Here is a 15,064-nt window from a genome sequence, read left to right as displayed (position 1 = left end):
GCGTTCTCCTCGGCAAAGGAAACTTATGGATTTAGCTTAGCTGAAGGGTTCTCATCGTGTGCTGCGGCGTGGGAGCGTCGTTGTTCCCTGGGGCGCGGCACTTGCTGGGCGAGGACGTGCGGTGCGTTAATCGGCGGTCCGCCGCTGGTGAGTGGTTGCTGTGGTTCGCCCTGGGCGGCGGACCGCCCGACTTCTGGAAGGTTCCGTCCCCGCCTGTGGCGTTTGGCTGGGGCCTTGCCGGGCGGTGGGGGGGCCGCCCGGCAAGGGGTCTTTATGCCGCTGGTTCGTCCTCGACCGGCTTGCCGCTGTCGATGATGATCTGCTCGACCTCGCTTGCCGTGTATCCCCAGAGGACCAGCTGGTTCAGGTAGTCCCGGTGGGTTTGGCTGGGTGAGCGCCACGAGTCTTTTTGGATGGTCTTTTCGTACCCGGCGCAGACCAGAGCAATCAGGCCGAATTCCGGGCGTGCCGTCGTTTTGGCGACGTGATCCCTGAGCGGGTTCCACGCCCACTGGTTGGATTCCTCGACCTTGGCTCCGACCATTTCGGCGGCCACCTTGCCCTCGTAGCCGCTGGCGGTTTCGGGGTGGTGGGTGATCGCGTGGAGGGTGAAGTACTGCCAGCCCTTGGGGGCCTGCTTCTTGGCCAGCAGGTTTTTGACCCATTCGCGGCGGACGGTGGTCGCTGACTGCATCAGCTTGTTGTTCTCGATCAGGGTTTTCCGTTCGGCTTTCTGCTCGTCGGTCATGGGGCCTTTCGGGGCCGAGGACGTGCCGTAGCCGCTGTAGTAGCGGAGGGTGAAGCCCAGGTCTTTCCAGCCGGTGACGACGGCGACGGCGGAGTGCTGGCCGCGATAGTCCGTCTCGATGTAGACGGCGTTTCCGTCCTCGTCGTTGGCCGGTTCCCCGTCGGCCCTTTTCAGGGACGTAACGCGGAGGGTTTCGCTGTCCTCCCCGTACCCGCATTCGGGGACAACGATGGTTCCTGCTGCTTCCAGTTCGGCGGTGAGTGCTGCCAGCGCGGCGGCGCGGTCGCGCTTGTCGCGCAGCTGCTGGGTGACGTGCAGGAGCATGTCAGGTTCGTCCATGATGACCGATTCAAGCTCGGCCGTGGCTTCCTCGTCCGCTTCAAATTCGGCCAGAATGAGGGCTTCTTCGATGGTGTACCCCTTGCCCAGGGCGGCGGCTCCTGTCTCGGTGGACTTTGCTTTGAGGGCGGACTCGACGGTGGTCTTGGTCCGTCCGGTCTTCTTGGCGATTGCGGCGGCCGAGACGCCGATCAGGGACAGCTGGTGGTAGGCGTCGGCCTCGTCGGCTTCGGTGAGTTCGGCGCGTTGGATGTTCTCCACTACCTGCGTGACGATGCGTTCGGCTTCCTCGGGGGACTCGATGATCATGACGGGGATCAGGGGCCGTCCGGCTTCGACGGCGGCACGGGTGCGGCGCTGGCCCATCAGGACGTGGACGGTTCCGTCGTCCTTGCGGTGGGCGATCACGGGTTCCATGACGCCGTGTTCCTTGATGCTGGCGATGAAATCTGTGGTCAGGGCGGCGTCTTTGCGGACGTTGATATCGACGGTCAGCGTTGCCGGGTCAAGCATTTCCAGCGTGGGTGCTGCGTTCATTGGTGTTGCTCCTTCTTGCCGAGAAGTTGGGTGGGTGGGGCGGCTTAGGTGACCGGCCAGCTCCCCTCTCCCCCCGTTGTTTTTGGCTGCTGGCGAAGCTTGCGGAGCTGTGCCCGTGCAGGCCCGTCTACCCGCAGGGCAAGACCCGGGAAATCTTCGGAGGAAATAAGCGACGAAGGAGCGCCGGAGAAGACTTTCCCGGGCCGCAGGCCCCGGAGGAACGGAGGGGCTAGAGGGGCCGGAACGGGCACTTACAATCCGAAGGACAGCAGCCAAAAACGTCGTAGACACACAGGGCCAGGGGGTCCGGAGCTCTGCGACGGTGGGCCCTGGACCCAACAGCCGGCCGCGCCAGCGGACGCCCATCAACTGGTTGGAGCGCAGCGGAAACCAGGGCGAGCCCAGCGAGCCTGCCTCTCCCCCAGGGCCCCGGGACAACCCAACGCCACCATCATCTCTGGCTTGCCGCCGGCGGCCGCCAGCCATGCACCTGTTACTGCGGGATTGGCGGTCCGCCGCCGGCGACCACCACCAAAGCCGGCCACAGGCGGCGGACCGCCCGCGGTGACCGGCCCCGAAAGACCGGCCACCCTTGGGGGGTTAGCTAGCAAGCAGTTCGGTCAGCTCGGCCGCGTCGGTGACCAGTGCCGCGCCGCCTTCTTTCAGGAGCCGGTGGCATCCTGCGGAGTTGGCGCTGTGGACGCTGCCGGGGACGGCGGCGACGTGCCGGGCGATGGTTTCGGCGTGGTGCGCGGTGTTCAGTGCGCCGGAGCGCCAGCGGGCTTCGACAACACAGGTCACTCCGGCCAGCGCGGCGATGATGCGGTTCCTCTGCAGAAAGCGGTACCGGGTGGGTGCCGATCCTGGGGGCAGTTCGGAGAGGGTCAGGCCGTTGGCCCGGATCGCGGCCGCGAGGTCGGCGTTTCCGGACGGGTAGTCACGGTCCAGTCCCCCGGCCAGAACGGCGATGGTGGCCGGGCCTTCTCCGGTGCTTCCGGCCAGTGCGGCGCGGTGTGCGTGGGCATCGATGCCGTAGGCGAGCCCGGCGATGACGCAGATTCCGCGTTGGGCCAGGCTGTAGGCGAGGTCACCGGTTACGGCGGCGCCGTAGCTGGTGCAGTCACGTGAGCCTGCCAGCGCGGCGCAGTTGGATGGCTCGGGGATCCCGTTCCCGATGTTGCCCCGGTACCAAAGTCCCAGGGGCGCATCCGGGAGGTCGTCCAGGCCGGTGGGCCAGTGCTCGTCGCCGGGGATCAGGAAACCACCGCCCAGGCGTTCCATGGTGGCCAGGTCCTTTTCCGGGTCCAGGTCCGGAACTCGGGGTGCCCAGCGCTTCAGCGCGGCCGCCAGTTCCTCGGGCGTCACGTCCGGAAGGGTGTGGGCGGGTTGGGTGCCGGTGGCGAGCCGCAGGGCGGCGTACGCGCCGAGCCTACCCACAAGGGCCCGCCCAACCGTGTCGTTCGGTTCGAACAGTCGGGTCAGGGCTGCGCGTGCAATGCGGTCGTTCATGGTGTTGCTCCTTCTTGCCGAGAAGTTGGGTGGGGCGGCTTAGGTGACCGGCCAGCTCCCCTCTCCCCCCCGTTGTTTTTGGCTGCTGGCGAAGCTTGCGGAGCTGTGCCCGTGCAGGCCCGTCTACCCGTGAGGGCAAGACCCGGGAAATCTTCGGAGGAAATAAGCGACGAAGGAGCGCCGGAGAAGACTTTCCCGGGCCGCAGGCCCCGGAGGAACGGAGGGGCTAGAGGGGCCGGAACGGGCACGTACAATCCGAAGGACAGCGGCCAAAAACGTCGTAGACACACAGGGCCAGGGGGTCCGGAGCTCTGCGACGGTGCGCCCTGGACCCAACAGCCGGCCGCGCCAGCGGACGCCCATCAACTGGTTGAAGCGCAGCGGAAACCAGGGCGAGCCCAGCGAGCCTGCACTACTCCCTGAGTAGGGTTAGGACATGAGCGATCCAGCTCCACGCCCTGGCCACAGCAGTGAAGCCAGGGCCGCAAGCGCATGGCTGTCTCCGAGGACCTGCTGGGTCCTGGGCGTGGTGTTCACCGTTGCTGCGCTCGGATCGGTGGTGCTGGTGGTCGTGGATCTGGTGGTCGGCCGGCCTGCTGCCGGTGACCTCTTTATCGTCTTCCTCAACGGCCTCGCGGCCGTGATCCTGTGGGTGCTTGCACGGCGAACATGACGAAGGGCCGGCACGTTGATGTGCCGGCCCTTCGTGGTTTTCCTCGGCAAAAGGAAATCTATGGGTGCAGCGTCGGTGCTGCTTGCGTTTACAGCTCGTAGTGTCGGTGGTCTTTCCTGGGCCGGTCCACGGGGCCGGTGGCTGGGCCTGCGGTGAGCAGGCTCAGTTCCAGGATGTCTTCAAGGGGGCTTGCGTCCGGAGAAACGGTATCGTCCTCGGTCATGCGGAATTGATCGGCCACGCTCGGGACTCCTTGGCTGTGCGGGGATGAGGCTCCCTTTCACAGTATCGGCAGTTCCTGCGCGCGGGCTGGAAGTGGCTCCGCCCGCGCAGCGTTTACGCGGCCGGCGGAGCGAAGCGGGGGAGGCCGCCGCGCACCTGGGGACGCTTTACGATGAGGGCCGGACCCCTCTTTGCAGTGGAGTCCGGCCCGGTGTCGAGGCTAGCGCTTCAGGCGGCGGTCATAGGCCTTTTTGGGATCCCGCGTGCAGTCCGCGATGAGGCCACGATTGACCAGTTCGCCCAGCAGCTCCGCCAGCCGGAATCCGGCCACGTCCTCCAGCGCGAGCTTGAAGTACCGGGCGGCGAAGCTGGACCGTCCTTTGAGCCATTCCAACCAGCCGATCAGGCACAGCATCGGGGCCCGCTGCCCTTCCGGGGTGGCTTTCATCAGTTCAAAGGCGACTTCCTGGGCAGTGTCCACGCGGGCCCAGTCCGGGCGGCTCAGGAAAACACCCAGCATGACGGAGGTGAACTGCTCCGGGGCGTGAGGGACGATGTCACTCATCATGTAGTCACGGATAGTGGGGTGCTGCAGCGCTCCTGACAGCTGGTGCGCGGTGTGGGTCGTCAGGCTCTTCGGGTCGTCCAGTACCTTTGCCCACGCGGCACGGCTTGCTTCGAGGTCTTCGGGCCAGCCGTCAGGCTTGTGCGCAGCGATAGTCTCGCGTGCCGTGTCGTCGCCTACGAAGGGTGCGGGCGCGGTAAATCCGGTGACCGCGCTCCCCCGGTAGATCAGGGCGGCGTTGCCGTTGCTCGTGGTGATGGTGTCCAGAGACTGGGCAGGGCAGCAGCTGCTGTCGGTGCAGTGGTAGTTCCGCCACAGTTCGGAGGTCACCAGCCATGCGTCCTGCAGCGGCATTCCAGCGGTTTCCAGCTCGGTGCGCAATGCCTCCACGTGCCCGCAGTAGGGACGGCTGCCGTCGCTGGTCTGCTCGTCGGTGTAGATGACCAGCAGGCTGCCGGTGGCGGCCTCGTCCGCGGTCAGGTAGCTGACCATCGTTTGGGCGTAACCAATCGGGGCCTGCCCGAACGGGGCATCCACGCGCAGAGTTGCGCCGAGCTTGCTGCCTTGCACCGTCATGGCGACGAAGGACTCTGTCGGGGTCTCGCCCAGCGTGTGCGGGATGAAGGCCAGGATGTCGGCGGGACCGGTGAATTTGATGAAGTCGTTCATTGGTGTTGCTCCTTCTTGCCGAGAAGTTGGGTGGGGCGGCTTAGGTGACCGGCCAGCTTCCCTCTCCCCCCGTTGTTTTTTGGCTGCTGGCGAAGCTTGCGGAGCTGTGCCCGTGCAGGCCCGTCTACCCGTGAGGGCAAGACCCGGGAAATCTTCGGAGGAAATAAGCGACGAAGGAGCGCCGGAGAAGACTTCCCGGGCCGCAGGCCCCGGAGGAACGGAGGGGCTAGAGGGGCCGGAACGGGCACGTACAATCCGAAGGACAGCAGCCAAAAAACGTCGTAGACACACAGGGCCAGGGGGTCCGGAGCTCTGCGACGGTGCGCCCTGGACCCAACAGCCGGCCGCGCCAGCGGACGCCCATCAACTGGTTGAAGCGCAGCGGAAACCAGGGCGAGCCCAGCGAGCCTGCCTCTCCCCCAGGGCCCCGGGACAACCCAACGCCACCACCAGCTCTGGCTTGCCGCCGGCGGCCGCCAGCCATGCACCTGTTACTGCGGGATTGGCGGTCCGCCGCCGGCGACCACCACCAAAGCCGGCCACAGGCGGCGGACCGCCCGCGGTGACCGGCCCCGAAAGACCGGCCACCCCCGGCCCTATTCGCGGCGGTCGTGCAGCGGGACGGCTCCGTAGTGTCCGGCTGCACTTCGGAACCTTGAGTCACTGCTGAAGATGAACGTGCCGCCGAACATGTAACAGGGTGCGGGTTCACCTTCCGGGGTCATTGGCACGGCGTGGATCACGGTTTCGCGGTGGAAGTGCTCGTTTTTGACGAGTCGAACGGCGGGCCGTTCCTCGGTGGCCTCGAAAACGGGGTCGATGCCCTCGCCAATGACAGTTACTTCCATGACGCGGGCGGAGATTCCCCGGTTTGAGAAGTCCGTGCCCAGGGCGTCGCGGTAAATCAGGGCGGTGATGCCTTTAGGGGCGGTGGTGTCGTTGTTCATGGCTTGCTCCTTCGAAAGATGGTGGGGCGCTGTACTGCCCGGCTCCGGCCGGGCAGTACAGCGGTTGTCAGTGCTGGTTACGCGGCGTCCCGCACGACGTAGGGCATCCGGTACCGGCTGGGCAGTTCGGCGGCGGCCTCGGGCAGGTCCGCCGGGCCTTGGGCCTGCCCGTTCTTCCAGCTGGAGAACGCCTGTTCGGTGATCGCGTCCCACAGCCGGGCCTTGGTCCGGTAGTAGGTGCAGGTCACGTCACCCTCGCAATAGGTGGCGATGCCGAACAGGTTGCCGATGTTGTCAGCGGTGCGGGTCACGGCGACCATGACGTAGGGGCCACTGGCCCAGGTCCCAGCCGTCACAGCCCCAGCTGGAGAGCACGGCCCAGCCGTGCTCTTCGATCAGTTCCATCCAGTCGTAGCCGCCGTTCATGTGGTAATCACCCAGCACGGTAACGCCGTCGATGGTTTCCTCGGTGTCCGCGAGGGTCACGGTTTTTTTGCTTACTGCATTCATTGTTGTTGCTCCTTCTTGCCGAGAAGTTGGGTGGGGCGGCTTAGGTGACCGGCCAGCTTCCCTCTCCCCCCGTTGTTTTTTGGCTGCTGGCGAAGCTTGCGGAGCTGTGCCCGTGCAGGCCCGTCTACCCGCAGGGCAAGACCCGGGAAATCTTCGAAAGGAAATAAGCGACGAAGGAGCGCCGGAGAAGACTTTTCCGGGGCGCAGGCCCCGGAGGGACGGAGGGGCTAGAGGGGCCGGAACGGGCACGTACAATCCGAAGGACAGCAGCCAAAAACGTCGTAGACACACAGGGCCAGGGGGTCCGGAGCTCTGCGACGGCACGCCCTGGACCCAACAGCCGGCCGCGCCAGCGGACGCCCATCAACTGGTTGGAGCGCAGCGCAAACCAGGGCGAGCCCTGCGAGCCTGCCCTTCACCACCAGTCCCGTTCCCACCTCCGGTGTCGGTCTCTCTGGTACCTTGCGGGGCATGGACTTGAAGTCGTGCGGGTATTGCAAGGAAGTGGTCGATCTTAGCGCTGGGTCTCACATCCATGACCCTAAGAAGTGCAAACGGTGCGGGGAGATGCTGCCGGCAGAGGCCTTCGACCGGTGGCCATCCAGCGCTGACGGCCGCCGGCACGTTTGCAGCGAGTGCGTATCCGGTGAATCCGGGAAAGCCAGGGTCCAGCGGGTGGTCGCAAAGGACAAGCAGTTCCGGGACGATAAGGAAAAGCTGAAAGAGCGTGGTTACCGTTGGGTGCGGCGGGTCGTTCAGCCCGGCCCGGATCCCGTCTTTCGTTGGGCGTTGCTGGATCCTCAGGGGCAAGAGGTATCAAAGGAAAAAGCCCTGGGGGATATTGAGCTTGCGGAAAACCCTGTGCCGGACGACTTCGACTACCCGATTTACTAAGAGGAGATATGGCTTTTCGATTGCGAGACTTTCTTGGCCGGCGCCGGACACCAACTGCAGCAGCAGTTGGGCCCTTCCCTGTGGCATCGGCCCTGGAGACGGAACGCCCGTCCCTGACGCCGGCCCAGGTGGCGGACCTGAAAGCGGCTTGGTCCGAGCTTCGACAGGCCGTCCAGGAAGCCGGCGTCATCTCATTTCACGGTTGCACGCGTGATGGGAGCCGCTGGCAGGACAACCCGGAATCGGTGCGGGCCATGACGCGCACGATCAAGGGCACGCAGGAGTACACAGCCGATCGCCCGCAGGACGCATAGCGACTGAAAGCGTGCTCGCGCGGTGGCGGCCCGTAGACGCTCGGCGGGCGCCAGAAGAGCAGACGAAGGCTTATCAACCTCTGGCCCGCCTCTCCAGTGGTCAATCCATTGACTTGACCTTGGCCTCGATAAAGTCGATTTCGTCAGCGTCGAGCCCGTACTTGGAGTACAGCTGCTGGTCGATTTCCGGGATGGGCTTGGACCAGTCGATGTCTGATCCCGACGTGAAGTCCTGCAGGGGAACGTACTTCCAGACCTTCGCCGGGTTGTCCTGGGTGGCTTTCAGGACGCCGACGAGTACACGGGCGAACTTGGACTTCACATACTTGAGACAGGCCTCGGAGGGGGCCTTGTCCTCGAACGCCCCGATGGTAATGAAAGACTGCGTTACAGCAACCCCAGGTTCGCCGATCAGAGGTGCCCCGACGACCAGGGCAGGATCGTTGCCAAGTGTTCCGAGGTGCCCGCGCGCCTTCGGAACGATGACCTTGAACTTGTCGAACCCCTTCGGACCCGTTAGGTAGTCGCGGCGAATCCAACGGTAGACACGGCTCTTACCGTCGAGCCCGTACACGCGGGCATATTCCTGGTTTCCCGCAGGGGCTTCGGAATGATAAAGGAAGGAGAGTTGCTGGAAAGTCTTGGTATTGATCTTGAACTGTTCACCGCTCGACATTATGGATAACGCTTGCGGGTGGTCCTTATGCATCTCGGCTGTATACCGATATGAGCGCGAACTAGTGATTTGGGGGGCGATTGACTCCTCGTGCGCCTCGGCAACCTTGTGGAGGATTGTGTTGAGTTCCGGGTACGTCGTGAAGGTTCCGATCGGCTCGCCGTCGTAGTCCTCGTCGCGGTAGGTGACTGCGATCCCGCCGTTGATGTTCGTTCCGGGGAAGAGCTCGTCGCTGTTGGGCACATAGTGCGGGACGCTCAGGTGCGGGTCTGCCCAGCATCTTCTCGTTCCACGCTTTCGGTGTGTACCCAGCGTTGAACAGGAAACGTGCCGGGGTGATGAGCACGACTTTCTCTCCGACCTCGTAGGCCGCGTCCATGAACAAGTGGTAGACGGGCTTGCTGTGAGTCGCAGTGCCGTTGGCCTCCTCCTGATATGGCGGGTTACCGATGACAACATCGAATTTCTTGCTCATGTCAGTTACCTTCTGTCAGCATGTCATCCACAATCTTCTGCCGTTGCGCCTGGCTCATCTGGGCAAGGTTTCCGACCAGGAAGTGACCGGAGCCTTCGATCCATGCCTTGCGCTCGGGTACACCGCCGGAGACCGCCTCGATGGTGATTCGGTGGAGAATCTCGTTGTGGCTCATCTCGAAGACCTGGGAGGTCAAGATGTGCCGCAGTCTCTCCTCCTGGTCCGGGAACACTTCAGTGAGGCCGGTGTCGAGACGTCGCACTAGTTCCATCAAGAACAACCCCGCAGTCGAGAACAGGTCGGCGAAGGTCCTGTCCGGGTCGGTGAAGATTCCCGGATCTTCCTCTGCCAGGGTGTCGATCATGGTCTTGACCACGGGCTGAGGGGTGAACACCAAGGACGTTTTCTGCTGCGGGATGTACGCGAAAATGTTCTCGGTCTGGGAGTCGTCGAAGTAATCGGCGAGAGCTTCCTTCTTGTCCAGGAACTCCTGAATGGCTTGGTCGAAGACCGTCTCGTCGAAAAGGCCAGGGATCATCGTCACGTTGCCGTTTTCCTCGGCGACTTCTTGGCCGTCGCGCAGCAGACGGAACTCAGCCTCGCTGATGCCCGTGATCTCCTCGAACACGGGGTCGGGCGTGTAGTCGTCGAAGTTCGATAGCCGGATGCCTCGATCCCCGTATGCCATGAGGAACATGGGGATCGTGCGGGCGAATCCGCGAAGGTGGGAGCGAGCGTCGTCCATTGTCTGGTCTGCGCGCCCCTGCTCCTTTTTGGTCTCCGCGCGAGTGACCACCTCGGGTACGATCTCGGCCATCGTCTTGTCTACGATGGCCAGGACGTTGGCCTTGAACGCTTCGTCTTGCTCTGCCTTCTTGGCCTCAACAGCCTGGGCATCGGCCTCCGTGGCTGCATTCTTTAGCTCGTCCTCGATATGCTTGCTGGCGATGTTGTGCTCGGTGTATGCGCGCTCGATCTGATCCTTCACAGCCTGCTCGGTGCGCTTGATGTCACGCTGGGCCTGCGCCGCGGTGAGCCCGTATGCCTTCGTCAACTCTTCGCGTTTGGAGCGCGTTTGCTCGGTAACCGCCTTGGCGATGGCTGTCGCCGTCGTGGACGCCGGGGCGTCGGGCTCGGGCGTTGGGATCTCCTCGAGGCTGTAGACCGGTTTGCCGAGCTCAGCGACTTTGGGGTTGATAACTGTCTCCACGTCGACCTGAACTTTGCCGTCGGGGTCAGTGATGGGCGGCGGCTGTGGAAACTCGATGGACTCCCCAGTGTTGACCTTGCCCTGCTTCGCGGTGGGCAGCTTGTCCAGGATCTCCTTGAAGTGCTCCGAGTACCGGAATATGCCGGCGACATTCGCGAACAACAGGTTTGACAGGAAGCCGCGGCGCACGACCTCGCGAGCCTTGAACATCTGCGGGAACGTCAGGATCTGAGAGGCATTGAGCTCTATCATCCGACCCTCAGCGTCTTCACCCAGGACCGGGAAGAAGTTCAGCAGCCGGCGGATGTTTTCCTGTCGTGCCCGCTGGTCGCCCGGAGGGTATGGGTGCAGGTTGTTTGCGAAGGCGTCGAATATGGTCAGTGTGCGCTCGGGTGCGAAATCGAAGATGTACGCGTTCTGCTTCTGGAACACGCGCCCCGCGCGCTCGAACGTGCAGGGATTCTGTGCCCGGAACGCCGCCTGCATGTACTGGGCCGGTGAGGACAGGTTCGACAGCATGATGACCGCAGTCCACTCCGGCACGGTGACGCCTGTGGTTAGCTGCCCGACAGACAGCGTTATGGTCCTGCCGTCCGACTTCTCGGCCTCGGCAATAGCCATGCGCACCTTGTCGAGGGACTTGCCCACTGCCACCGGATCGGTCTCGTCCGAGCGTCCGTCGCCGGCCGCCAGAATGATGGTGTAGTCCTTGAAGACGTCGTGCTTCTTAAGGAGCTTCTCCAGTGCCTTGGCCGAGGCGACGCGGTTGAGCAGCCAGAAGGAGTGCCGAATCTCATCGCGCAGCTCGGTCGTGGAGAACGGGTACTTATCGTTGGCTGCGAGGCAGTCGAGGAACTTGTTGACCTCGGTCTCATGTTCGAAGAACCCGTTGTCTTTAGTCGCGAAGAACTCGTTGAGGTCGAACGTGTAGTCGATGTTCTCCTCATCCTCTTCGATGGCGACACCCTCGGCCAGACGGTCTGTGATCATCCGCGAGATCTGGTAGGTCAGCAGGTTCAGTGTCGGCAGCTCCGCGTACGGGTTCTCCTGGCCGTTGTCCTCCCATTGCTGGCGGGCGGTCTGCTCGTCCTCGTAGGTCCAGTTGAAGATCTGGTCCTGGTCGAACTTTCCGTCCGCCAATGCCTTAAACGGTGTGCCCGACAGGTGCAGTGTCCACTGGCGCTTGATCTGTTCGAAGGCGACGCCGGTCTTGGTGGTGTCGATTCCCTCGTGGGCCTCGTCGATCACCAGCAGATCCCATTCAAACCGTGTGATGTGCTTGAGCTTGTCGTATGAACCGCCGAAGTACTGCGACCCCTTGAGGTCCTGCAGCGACAGGAACTCCACGATCCGAGGGTCTTCATCCTGATGATCGCACGAGAAGGACCGCCACTGCTCTCGAGTCATAGGTGCAGGGCCGGCCAGCGAAGGCGACTCCGAGACGAACTTGAACGTCGTTTGGTGGCCGATGAAGCGGACGAAGTCATCGTGCCAGGAGTTCGCGACTGCGGGGCGGTTGGTGACAATCAGGACGCGCCGGACGTCGAGGGTCCGCATCAGGTCGTATGTCGTCAGTGTCTTGCCGAACCGCGGCTTGGCATTCCAAAGGACCTCGCTCTGCCTTGACTGGAAAGCAGCCACTGCCTGGTCGACGGCCGCCTGCTGCTCGGGGCGTAGGACGTAGTCCTCCTCCACCTCGGTGCTCTGTACATCAGAGAAGTCTTGACCAGCGAAGTCGTTGAAGTAATCTAGTGACCTCTTCGGAGCAACCTTAAAGTGGTGCCATTCCGTGCGCTTGGGCTGGGTCTCGCGATCTACCCCTTGCTGTTGAAGGTAGGCATGGAAGTCCTTGTCGGTAAAACGCCCGCCGGTTTCAGAAGTGAACAAGGCTCGGCGTGCCCACAGTTTCTTCTTCTCGACGGACAGCTGGGATGCCTGCTGTGCAATACGGGCGTCGGCGGTCTGCTGTTCCGTGTACCCGATCTTCTCCCAGCCGTCGTACTTGGGGATGTCGGGCGTCGTCCATGAGTAGATCAGCGGAGTGATTTCGCGGAACGTGCTGATCTTCGGACTAGGCACCTGCCCTCACCTTCTTGTGGACCTTGTCAATCTTGCACACCTGATAGCTGTCGTAGAAGGTGAAATCGAAGCCGCCGTCGTCGCGTAACGAGGCCAGTGTGAACGGCTCACGCTGCACCATGCCTGGGGCTCCTTCAATCCGGTTCCACCACGAGAACTGGATGTCCTGACCCTCCGGGTCCTGGCCGGTTAGGGTGTTACCGCGGGCGATGTTCGTATTGATGAGAAACACTGCCGCCCGGCGCAGGTCGGTGTTCGGACCGCAGGGAGTGCCATGGGCCTGGTGGAAGCCCAGGAACGCCGCCGCTTTCCCTCTCCCCCACAACCACGGACCGGGAGGTAGCAGCACAGTGGTTCGAGGACCTGCCAGCAACAGGAATTGAAGGGCTGGTCATCAAAGGCACGAACGAGCCGTACACCCCCGGGGCCCGTTCCTGGATGAAGCTCAAACACAGGGAAACTCTGGACATCATCTGCGGGGCAGTGATCGGGCCAATAACCCAACCCTCAGAAGTCGTTGCCGGCCTCGTCCTGGATGGGAAGCTGCGGATCGTGGGCCGATCCACGCCACTGAAGACGAGGGAAAGCCGGGAACTGGCGCGCTGGCTACAGACCCCAGTGGGTGAGCACCCCTGGCCCATCGTTGTGAAAGGTACGGCCCTGGACAGGTTCAACCGGGACAAAGAACCTGTGGTGCTGACACTCGTGGAACCCCTGGTTGTCGAGGTTTCGGCCGACACGGCTTGGTCCGGTCGGTCCTTCCGGCACCCTTACGGCTGCTCCGGGCCAGGCCGGAGCTATCCCCCGCTGATGTTGTACTGCCGGACCGGCTTCACGCCGGTTAGCGATCCGTGCGGATCACTATGAGGTTTTGGCCCTCTTCCAGAAGCGCGTAGAGGTTTTCCCGCGCTTCTTCATAGGTGTCGCCTTCGGCCTCGATGTGGCTGTAACTGCCGTCCGGGTTAGTGATGGTGCCGGTAAGTATCACCGCATGAGCCTATGTGGCTGCCGGCTCGGCGGGCTCGATGAGCTCGGGACCGTTGTTGCGCACGCTGTTGACACGTGGGCTGACAATCCGAGGTGTCAGCGTCGGTTCCGGCAGGGAGTCCAGCAAGTGCTGAATGTCGTCCTTGTCGGTCAGGTCCGGGTCGAGCCATTCAGCGAAGCGGTCCTGCGGGATGATCACCGGCGAACGGTCATGGACGTGGCCCAGGGCGTCCTGGGTGGTGGTGGTGAGCACCGTGCAGCTGAGCAGCCACCGTTCCGGATCATCCTCCGGCAGAGTCGGGTCCGCCCACCATTCGTACAGGCCGGCGAAGCCCAGCAAGGGCTCATTCTCCGAGTACAGGTAGTTGGGGATCTTTTTCCCGTCCTCGGTCTTCTGCCACTCGTAATATCCCTCGGCTGGGACGATGGCCCGGCGCTTCATTGCCGCCTTCCGGAACGACGGCTTCTCAAGAATCGACTCACTGCGGGCGTTGATCAACTTGGAGCCGATCTTGATGTCCTTTGCCCAGGACGGGACCAGACCCCAGCGGGCAACCAGCAAATGCCGATCAATAGTCCCCTCATCCAAACGTTCGGCAACGATCGGCACGCTCTGGGTTGGCGCCACGTTCCAGCTGGGCGGTGGCGGGCTTCCTTCGACTTCTTTGGCCTCAAAGTGGTTTAGAAGATCTCCGGTCGCTTTGGACATCACATATCTGCCGCACATGAAGCCCATTCTGCCTTGCATCAATCATCAAGCGCTTCGTCGCTGCTAGGAGGGCTGCTGAGGTCAGCGTAATCTCAGGTGGTGTCCACAAATCCATTGTTCCGCCCTCAGACAAGCGAAGAACAAGCGGTGGCCCGCGGAGATTTACTGGAGTGCTTTGTCGACATCGCCCGCTTACAGGAAGTGGTGCGCGATGCGCTGCCCGTAGCGGAACGTTCCGTTCTTTGGTTGGACGACCAATTAACGCGTCCCTACCAAACCTCGCACGCCGTCAATTACTTAATCCTGACGGCTGTGGACCACCTTCACTGCCTGAAGACCGTGATGCAAGAGGCGGAGTCTCAGCACATCTTTGCTCCTTTCACACTGATCCGCTCAGCAATTGAGACGGCTAGCACCGCTCTCTGGCTTCTAAACCCGACGGACCGAAAGACCCGCATTACTCGGTCATTGAGGCTGGAGGCCAACAACATAACGATGCTTGGCAGAGCCTACGACACCATGGGGGTGGATACGGCTGAAACGACGACCATGCGTTTGCAGCTACTTCACGCGGCCATTGAAAAGTCCAAGGTGGACAAGGATGTAGTCATGGGCGGATACCCAGCTGTCCAGACCATCATCAAGGCAGCAACCAAGGAGGCCGGCCTGTCACGCTGGATCTTCGCTGCCTGGCAGTTGAGTTCCGGATCCGCCCACGGCAAGACTTGGGCTGGGGCGCACACATCAACTTTCACTGAGAATGAGACCTCCAGCAGCGACGTCCTCAGCGGCGTCCTTACCTCGGATGAAATCAGTATTTCCAGGGTCCTGTTTGCAGCATTGGCCGTGGTCAACCGAGCCTTAGTACTCCAAGCACGGCGCGCCAGACGTCCAGTGGCAGGCCGCAGTTTTATACCACCAGAGCCGTGCAACACCCCTTAGGCAGGCGTTCGCGAACCGGGCTCAGCCCCTGAGATTTAGCTATGGGAACAGCATCGAAA

The 15,064-nt window shown here is 62.8% G+C and carries 15 protein-coding genes and 2 pseudogenes; 5 read left to right on the top strand and 12 right to left on the bottom strand.

The window, feature by feature from the left end; genetic code table 11:
* Nucleotides 1-271: 271 nt before the first annotated feature.
* Together QFZ57_RS20275 and dprA are read right to left on the bottom strand one after the other, a co-directional pair.
* On the bottom strand, nucleotides 272-1,624 hold the full coding sequence (locus tag QFZ57_RS20275; RefSeq protein ID WP_306901707.1) for a ParB/RepB/Spo0J family partition protein: 1,353 nt from the start codon (nucleotides 1,622-1,624) through the stop codon (nucleotides 272-274).
* Between the two features lie 600 nt (nucleotides 1,625-2,224).
* A complete protein-coding gene (dprA, locus tag QFZ57_RS20270; protein ID WP_306901706.1) occupies nucleotides 2,225-3,133 on the bottom strand; it encodes a DNA-processing protein DprA in 909 nt (302 codons plus the stop codon).
* A 436-nt stretch (nucleotides 3,134-3,569) separates the two neighbouring features.
* Between dprA and QFZ57_RS20265 the strand changes: the two genes are divergently transcribed.
* The gene (locus tag QFZ57_RS20265; RefSeq protein WP_306901705.1) at nucleotides 3,570-3,806 is read left to right on the top strand and encodes a hypothetical protein; all 237 of its coding nucleotides are present in this window, start codon (nucleotides 3,570-3,572) and stop codon (nucleotides 3,804-3,806) included.
* Between the two features lie 88 nt (nucleotides 3,807-3,894).
* Here QFZ57_RS20265 and QFZ57_RS20260 read toward each other — a convergent pair whose 3' ends face one another.
* The 4 genes and pseudogenes from QFZ57_RS20260 to QFZ57_RS20245 form a co-directional block, all read right to left on the bottom strand.
* Complete coding sequence (locus tag QFZ57_RS20260; RefSeq protein WP_200953146.1) at nucleotides 3,895-4,047, bottom strand: hypothetical protein; 153 nt, start codon at nucleotides 4,045-4,047, stop codon at nucleotides 3,895-3,897.
* A gap of 201 nt (nucleotides 4,048-4,248) precedes the next feature.
* The gene (locus QFZ57_RS20255; protein WP_306901704.1) at nucleotides 4,249-5,262 is read right to left on the bottom strand and encodes a DUF4192 domain-containing protein; all 1,014 of its coding nucleotides are present in this window, start codon (nucleotides 5,260-5,262) and stop codon (nucleotides 4,249-4,251) included.
* Nucleotides 5,263-5,858: 596 nt separating this feature from the next.
* Nucleotides 5,859-6,209: a hypothetical protein gene (locus QFZ57_RS20250; RefSeq protein ID WP_306901703.1), complete on the bottom strand. Its 351-nt coding sequence runs from the start codon at nucleotides 6,207-6,209 to the stop codon at nucleotides 5,859-5,861.
* Nucleotides 6,210-6,286: 77 nt separating this feature from the next.
* Nucleotides 6,287-6,719: pseudogene (locus tag QFZ57_RS20245) on the bottom strand (hypothetical protein).
* 675 nt (nucleotides 6,720-7,394) lie between these two features.
* On the opposite strand from QFZ57_RS20245, the gene QFZ57_RS20240 reads away from it, so the two are divergent.
* Nucleotides 7,395-7,613, top strand: coding sequence for a hypothetical protein (locus tag QFZ57_RS20240; protein ID WP_306901702.1), 219 nt, complete (start codon nucleotides 7,395-7,397; stop codon nucleotides 7,611-7,613).
* A gap of 8 nt (nucleotides 7,614-7,621) precedes the next feature.
* Complete coding sequence (locus QFZ57_RS20235; RefSeq protein ID WP_306901701.1) at nucleotides 7,622-7,927, top strand: hypothetical protein; 306 nt, start codon at nucleotides 7,622-7,624, stop codon at nucleotides 7,925-7,927.
* Between the two features lie 100 nt (nucleotides 7,928-8,027).
* On the opposite strand, the gene QFZ57_RS20230 is transcribed toward QFZ57_RS20235, so the two are convergent.
* The 4 genes and pseudogenes from QFZ57_RS20230 to QFZ57_RS20220 all read right to left on the bottom strand — a co-directional run bounded on the left by QFZ57_RS20230 (nucleotide 8,028) and on the right by QFZ57_RS20220 (nucleotide 12,716).
* Complete coding sequence (locus tag QFZ57_RS20230) at nucleotides 8,028-8,846, bottom strand: restriction endonuclease (RefSeq protein WP_306901700.1); 819 nt, start codon at nucleotides 8,844-8,846, stop codon at nucleotides 8,028-8,030.
* Nucleotides 8,847-8,934: 88 nt separating this feature from the next.
* Nucleotides 8,935-9,078 (bottom strand): annotated as a pseudogene (locus tag QFZ57_RS21645) (Eco57I restriction-modification methylase domain-containing protein); the annotation flags it as partial.
* A 1-nt stretch (nucleotide 9,079) separates the two neighbouring features.
* Entirely contained in the window at nucleotides 9,080-12,367 is a 3,288-nt protein-coding gene (locus QFZ57_RS20225; protein WP_306901699.1) for a DEAD/DEAH box helicase family protein, read from the bottom strand.
* Complete coding sequence (locus tag QFZ57_RS20220; protein ID WP_306901698.1) at nucleotides 12,360-12,716, bottom strand: hypothetical protein; 357 nt, start codon at nucleotides 12,714-12,716, stop codon at nucleotides 12,360-12,362. The genes QFZ57_RS20225 and QFZ57_RS20220 overlap by 8 nt, the downstream gene beginning before the upstream one ends.
* Between QFZ57_RS20220 and QFZ57_RS20215 the strand changes: the two genes are divergently transcribed.
* Nucleotides 12,599-13,234: an ATP-dependent DNA ligase gene (locus QFZ57_RS20215; RefSeq protein ID WP_306901907.1), complete on the top strand. Its 636-nt coding sequence runs from the start codon at nucleotides 12,599-12,601 to the stop codon at nucleotides 13,232-13,234. The two genes, QFZ57_RS20220 and QFZ57_RS20215, sit on opposite strands and share 118 nt — an antisense overlap.
* Here QFZ57_RS20215 and QFZ57_RS20210 read toward each other — a convergent pair.
* Nucleotides 13,209-13,355, bottom strand: coding sequence for a hypothetical protein (locus QFZ57_RS20210; RefSeq protein ID WP_306901697.1), 147 nt, complete (start codon nucleotides 13,353-13,355; stop codon nucleotides 13,209-13,211). The genes QFZ57_RS20215 and QFZ57_RS20210 overlap by 26 nt on opposite strands.
* 9 nt (nucleotides 13,356-13,364) lie before the next feature.
* On the bottom strand, nucleotides 13,365-14,081 hold the full coding sequence (locus QFZ57_RS20205) for an SOS response-associated peptidase (RefSeq protein WP_306901696.1): 717 nt from the start codon (nucleotides 14,079-14,081) through the stop codon (nucleotides 13,365-13,367).
* 81 nt (nucleotides 14,082-14,162) lie between these two features.
* Here QFZ57_RS20205 and QFZ57_RS20200 point away from each other — a divergent pair, with 81 nt between their 5' ends.
* Nucleotides 14,163-15,005 carry a hypothetical protein gene (locus tag QFZ57_RS20200; protein WP_306901695.1) on the top strand — a complete coding sequence of 281 codons (843 nt, stop codon included), beginning with the start codon at nucleotides 14,163-14,165 and terminating at the stop codon, nucleotides 15,003-15,005.
* The last annotated feature ends 59 nt before the right edge of the window (nucleotides 15,006-15,064 follow it).

The organism is Arthrobacter sp. B1I2, from assembly GCF_030816485.1.
In the GTDB taxonomy this organism is placed as follows: domain Bacteria; phylum Actinomycetota; class Actinomycetes; order Actinomycetales; family Micrococcaceae; genus Arthrobacter.
The sequence above is the reverse complement of the archived record's forward strand: the minus strand, read 5'-3'. Positions and strand labels throughout refer to the sequence as shown.